Origin of the sequence: Nocardioides sp., assembly GCF_031422975.1 — a bacterium.
Lineage (GTDB): Bacteria > Actinomycetota > Actinomycetes > Propionibacteriales > Nocardioidaceae > Nocardioides.
In genome coordinates this window covers 1-5,065 of the sequence record NZ_JANPEO010000495.1, presented here as the reverse complement: position 1 = coordinate 5,065, position 5,065 = coordinate 1, and the positions used below count along the sequence as shown (strand labels likewise).

Genomic DNA, 5,065 nt, shown 5'->3' with positions numbered 1-5,065 from the left:
CCGATCGCCGGAGTCGACGAGGCCGGTCGCGGCGCGTGCGCCGGGCCGCTGGTGGCGGGCGCCTGCATCCTCCCGGCGGGCAGGACCGGCATCGTGCCCGGACTGGCCGACTCCAAGCTGCTCACCGAGAAGGCACGCGAGCGCGTCTATGCGCAGGTGGTCCGCCGGGCCGTCGCGTGGTCGGTCGTGGTCATCGACTCCGAGGAGTGCGACCGGCTGGGCATGCACGTCGCCAACGTCGAGGCCCTGCGTCGCGCCGTGGCATTGCTCGACGAGCGACCCTCCTACGTCCTCACCGACGGCTTCCCCGTCGACGGGCTCGAGGTGCCCGGTCTCGCGGTCTGGAAGGGCGACCGGGTCGCCGCCTGCATCGCCGCCGCCTCGGTGCTGGCCAAGGTGACGCGGGACCGGCTGATGGTCGAGCTCGACGCGGCCTACCCCGTCTACGACTTCAAGACCCACAAGGGCTACATCACCGACGTGCACGCCACAGCGCTCGACCGGCACGGTCCGTCGGCGGTGCACCGGATGCGCTTCGTCAACGTGCGGCGGGCCGCGGGGCTCGAGCCGCCGCTGGATGTGCACAATGTGCAGGACCACGACCCGGGGTCGACCGAGGGTCGTACGAGGAGGAGTGAGGCATGAGCGCCGAGGAGCTCGAGAAGTACGAGACCGAGATGGAGCTCACCCTCTACCGGGAGTATCGCGACGTCGTCTCGATCTTCAAGTACGTCGTGGAGACCGACCGTCGGTTCTACCTGTGCAACCAGGTCGACGTGCGCGCCCGCACGGAGAACGGTGAAGTCTTCTTCGAGGTGTCGATGACCGACGCCTGGGTCTGGGACATGTATCGCCCGGCCCGGTTCGCCAAGAGCGTGAAGGTGCTGACGTTCAAGGACGTCAACGTCGAAGAGCTCAGCGAGCAGGAGATCGAGCCCCCGAAGGGGTGAGCTCACGGCCCGATCCGGGTCGCAAACCGTCCACAGGCACCTGCCACCGGCTCTCGTCCACACCGTCGCGTCGGCCCCGGGCGCGGTTGTCCGTGGACCCGGGTGTGCTGGGACCTCCGATCGAGGAGGTCACCCATGCACAAGACGACTGACACCACGGCCCAGAGCCCGCCGCGGCTCAACCACAACCAGGCGCTCGGGGCGTACGGCGAACGGCTGGCCGCCCGTTTCCTGACGCGGCAGGGCATGGTGCTGCTCGACCACAACTGGCGCTGCCCCCAGGGCGAGATCGACCTCGTGCTGCGCGAGCGGCGGACCCTGGTGATCTGCGAGGTGAAGACGCGCACCTCCCACGACTTCGGCACCCCGCACGAGGCGATTGACCGACGCAAGGTCGAGCGACTGTGCCGGCTGGCCGCCTGCTGGCTGCGCGTGCACGCCGCGCGCCCCGACGACATTCGACTGGACCTCGTCGCGGTGCTCCGGACCAGGTCCGGCGAGCCGCAGATCGAGCACGTCCGGGGGCTGACGTGACGTCCCTGGCCACCGCGCGCTGTCTCGCTCTGGCGGGGACCGAGGGTCACCTGATCGACGTCCAGGTCGACATCTCACCCGGCACTCCCGGGACCTTCCTCGTCGGTCGCCCCGACAAGGCTCTCCAGGAGGCGCGGGACCGGGTCCGGATGGCGATCAACAACGCCGTCCCGTCGTGGCCGGCGACCAGGAGAGTGACGATCCTGCTGACGCCTGCCGACCTGCCCAAGAGCGGCACCCACTTCGACCTCGCCATCGCGGTGGCGGTCAAGTCCGCCGACCAGACGCGACCCAAGGACGGCCCCGACCACCGCGTTCCCCACTCCGCGCTCGAGGGCACCGCCTTCATCGGCGAGCTCACCCTCTCGGGCAATCTGCGTCCGGTGACCGGGGTGCTGCCGATGGTGCTGGCTGCCCGCGCGCGCGGGATCCATCGGGTCTTCGTCCCGGAGCCACAGGCGCGGGAGGCGGCGATGGTGCCGGGCATGACCGTCTTCGGCATGCGGTCGCTGGCACAGGTGGTCGCCGAGCTACGCGGTGAGGAGGTGCCCGAGGCGCCGCCCGTGGAGGGCACCACGTCGGCCCGGCTGCTGTCCTGGCGGGGTCAGGACCTGCGCGACGAGGTCGACATGTCCGAGGTCGAGGGCATGCAGGAGGTGATCTTCGCCGTGACCGTGGCGGCTGCCGGCGGGCACCACATCATGCTCAGCGGCCCGCGCGGCGCCGGGAAGACCACGGTGGCCGAGCGGATCCCCACGATCCTGCCTGACCTGACCCTCGAGCAGTCGCTCGAGGTGACGGCCGTGCATTCGCTCGTGGGCGCGCTCGACGCACTGGTCACCCGTCCGCCCTTCTTCCAGCCGCACCACGACGCAAGCCGCGCGAGCATCCTCGGCGGCGGCACCGGGCGAGCGCGGCCCGGCGAGGTGAGCCTGGCCCATCACGGGGTGCTGTTCCTCGACGAGTTCCCGCTGTTCCGCGCCGACGTGATCGACGCCCTGCGGCAGCCGCTGGAGGCGGGGGAGGTGTCGATCGCGCGCGGCGAGGAGTCCGCCACCTACCCCGCGCGCGCCATGGTCGTGCTGGCCGCCAACCCGTGTCCCTGTGGCAACTACCACGCGCGTGCTGCTGGTCTCGCGTGCGACTGCCCGGATCCGGTACGCCGCAACTACCGCCGCAAGTTGAGCGGCCCGATCGTCGACCGGATCGACATCTGGCGAGAGCTCCAGCCGATGGCGGTCCACCGGGGACACGATCGGTTCGCCCCTCGTCGGACCTCAGCTGAGCTCCGCTCGCTGGTCGCGTCGGCGCGCTCGCGGCAGGCCGCCCGCTATGCCGGTCTTGGGTTCGGGCTCAACTCCGCCGTGCCCGGGCCGGTGCTGTGCGAGCACTGGCCGCTGCCCGCCGAGGGAGTGCGGTTGCTGGAGGTGGCGATGTCGGAGGGCCGGCTGACCCGGCGTGGACTGACCCGGGTGCACCGGGTGGCCCTGTCGGTGGCGGATGTGGCCGGGCGCGAGGTGCCGGAGGTGGAGGACGTCCGCACGGCGCTGGCGTTGCGTGGCAGCCAGCCGATCGACATTGCGGCCATGGAGCTCGCCTCGTGAGCGCCGAGCAGGAGCGCCGGGCGCGTGTGCGGCTGAGCCACGCCGTCGAGCCGGGCGACGCCACAGTGGCTGACCGGGTCACGACCGTGGGTGCGCTGCGGGTGGTCGACGAGCTGCTCGCTGGGCAAGACTCCCGCCCCGAGCTCGCGGCCCGGCTGAAGGCGACCGACCCGGAGCGGCTGCTGTCCGCGGCCGAGCGCCAGGGCATCCGGTTCGTCACCCCGGCCGACGACGAATGGCCCAGCCAGCTCGACGACCTCGCCCACGGCCAGCGGGTGCAGGGGCTCGGCGGCATCCCGGTCGGGCTCTGGGTCCGGGGGCCGATGCGGCTCACCGAGCTGGCCGAGTCGATCGCGATCGTCGGGTCCCGGTCTGCCACGTCCTACGGGTTCGACGTGGCCACCGAGGTGGCGGCCACGGTTGCCCGCGCGGGCGCTGCGGTGGTCTCCGGGGCGGCGTTCGGCATCGACCAGGCTGGGCATCGCGGCGCGATCGCGGCCGGCGGAGCGACCGTGGCGGTGCTGGCGTGCGGCGCCGATCGGGTCTATCCCACCGCCCATCGTGAGCTGATCCAGCACATCGCCCAGCACCACGCCGTGATCTCGGAGGCGCCGTTGGGTTCGGCGCCGACCAAGGTGCGCTTCCTGTCCCGCAACCGGCTGATCGCGGCACTGAGCAGGGGGACCGTGCTGGTCGAGGCTGCCCTCCGCAGCGGCGCGCTCAACACGGCCAACTGGGCCGATCAGCTGAGCCGGGTGCTGATGGGCGTGCCGGGCCCGGTGACCAGCGTGACGTCCCAGGGCGTCCACGAGCGCATCCGCAACGGCGCGGCGAGCCTGGTCACGAGCGGGCTGGAGGTGCTGGAGCTCGTCGGCGCCGCGGGGGAGCACCTGGTGGCCGTGCCGCGAGGGCCGCGGCGACCCCACGACGGGTTCTCGCTGCGCGAGGTCCGGGTGCTCGACGCCGTGCCGGTCGCCCGGGGCGCGAGCACCGCGTCGATCAGCAACGTCGCCTGCGTCGGCGTGCTGGAGGCAGATCGCGTGCTGGTCGCCCTGGCCGACGCCGGTCTGGTGCGCCTGGGGGTTGACGGCTGGCGACTCGTCTCGGGCGGAGGACGGTCGTGAGACGGCGTCGGTGCGCCCCGCCCCGTCGTGGCTGCGGTGTCCGCTGCCCCGACAGACCTACGATCGAGGCATGGCGACCGAGGGCGAGGTGGAGGCGAGCGAGGGCACCCTCCCCGAGCCGATGGCCAGGGTGCTGGCCGACTACGAGCGGCACCTGACCTCCGAGCGCGACCTGACACCCCACACCGTGCGGGCCTACCTCGGCGACCTCGTCAGCCTGCTCGACCACGCCACCCGGCTCGGGATCGACGATGTCGCGGCCCTGGACCTGCGGACCCTGCGCAGCTGGCTGGCCAAGCAGCAGACGACGGGGAAGTCGAGGACGACGATCGCGCGTCGCGCCACCGCCGCGAGGGTGTTCACGGCGTGGCTGGCCCGCACGGGACGGGCCCCCTCTGATGCTGGTGCCTCCCTGGGCTCGCCCAAGAAGCACAAGACCCTGCCGCCCGTGCTCCGGGCGGACGAGGCAGCCGACCTGATCCGGGCCGCCGCCGACCGGGCCGACGACGGCTCACCCGTGGGTCTGCGCGACGTCGCGATGCTGGAGCTGCTCTACGCCACCGGCATCCGGGTGGGGGAACTGGTCGGCCTCGACATCGACGACCTCGACACCCAGCGCCAGGTCGTCCGGGTCTTCGGCAAGGGCCGCAAGGAGCGGTCGGTGCCCTATGGCCGGCCGGCTGCTCGGGCCGTCGAGCGGTGGCTGAGCCTGGGACGGTCGGCGCTGTGGGTCGAGGGCGCAGGCGCGGCACTCTTCCTGGGCGCTCGCGGCCGCCGGATCGATCAGCGCGCCGTGCGCGAGCTCGTGCACCGCCGGATCGCCGACGTCCCGGGCGCTCCCGACATGGGACCG

At 72.4% G+C, this 5,065-nt stretch carries 6 protein-coding genes; all 6 read left to right on the top strand.

Features of this window, described 5'->3' with window-relative positions; translation table 11 throughout:
- Positions 1–645, top strand: a 645-nt coding sequence (locus tag RMO85_RS14780; protein ID WP_310529489.1) for a ribonuclease HII, incomplete at its 5' end; no start/stop codon positions are given.
- Positions 642–950, top strand: a complete 309-nt coding sequence (locus RMO85_RS14775) for a DUF2469 domain-containing protein (protein WP_310529488.1) — start codon at positions 642–644, stop codon at positions 948–950. The genes RMO85_RS14780 and RMO85_RS14775, both read left to right, overlap by 4 nt.
- 135 nt (positions 951–1,085) lie before the next feature.
- Positions 1,086–1,484, top strand: a complete 399-nt coding sequence (locus tag RMO85_RS14770) for a YraN family protein (protein ID WP_310529487.1) — start codon at positions 1,086–1,088, stop codon at positions 1,482–1,484.
- Positions 1,481–3,088, top strand: coding sequence for a YifB family Mg chelatase-like AAA ATPase (locus tag RMO85_RS14765; protein WP_310529486.1), 1,608 nt, complete (start codon positions 1,481–1,483; stop codon positions 3,086–3,088). Before RMO85_RS14770 ends, RMO85_RS14765 begins: the two co-directional genes overlap by 4 nt.
- A complete protein-coding gene (gene dprA / locus RMO85_RS14760; protein WP_310529485.1) occupies positions 3,085–4,212 on the top strand; it encodes a DNA-processing protein DprA in 1,128 nt (375 codons plus the stop codon). The genes RMO85_RS14765 and dprA overlap by 4 nt, the downstream gene beginning before the upstream one ends.
- Positions 4,213–4,282: 70 nt before the next feature.
- Positions 4,283–5,065 (top strand): tyrosine-type recombinase/integrase (locus RMO85_RS14755; protein WP_310529484.1); only part of this gene is annotated, 783 nt, incomplete at its 3' end.

Excerpts from the sequence above, each read along its gene's own strand:
- RMO85_RS14770 (WP_310529487.1), top strand. The coding sequence starts at position 1,086 with ATGCACAAGACGACTGACACCACGGCCCAGAGCCCGCCGCGGCTCAAC.
- RMO85_RS14775 (WP_310529488.1), top strand. The coding sequence starts at position 642 with ATGAGCGCCGAGGAGCTCGAGAAGTACGAGACCGAGATGGAGCTCACC.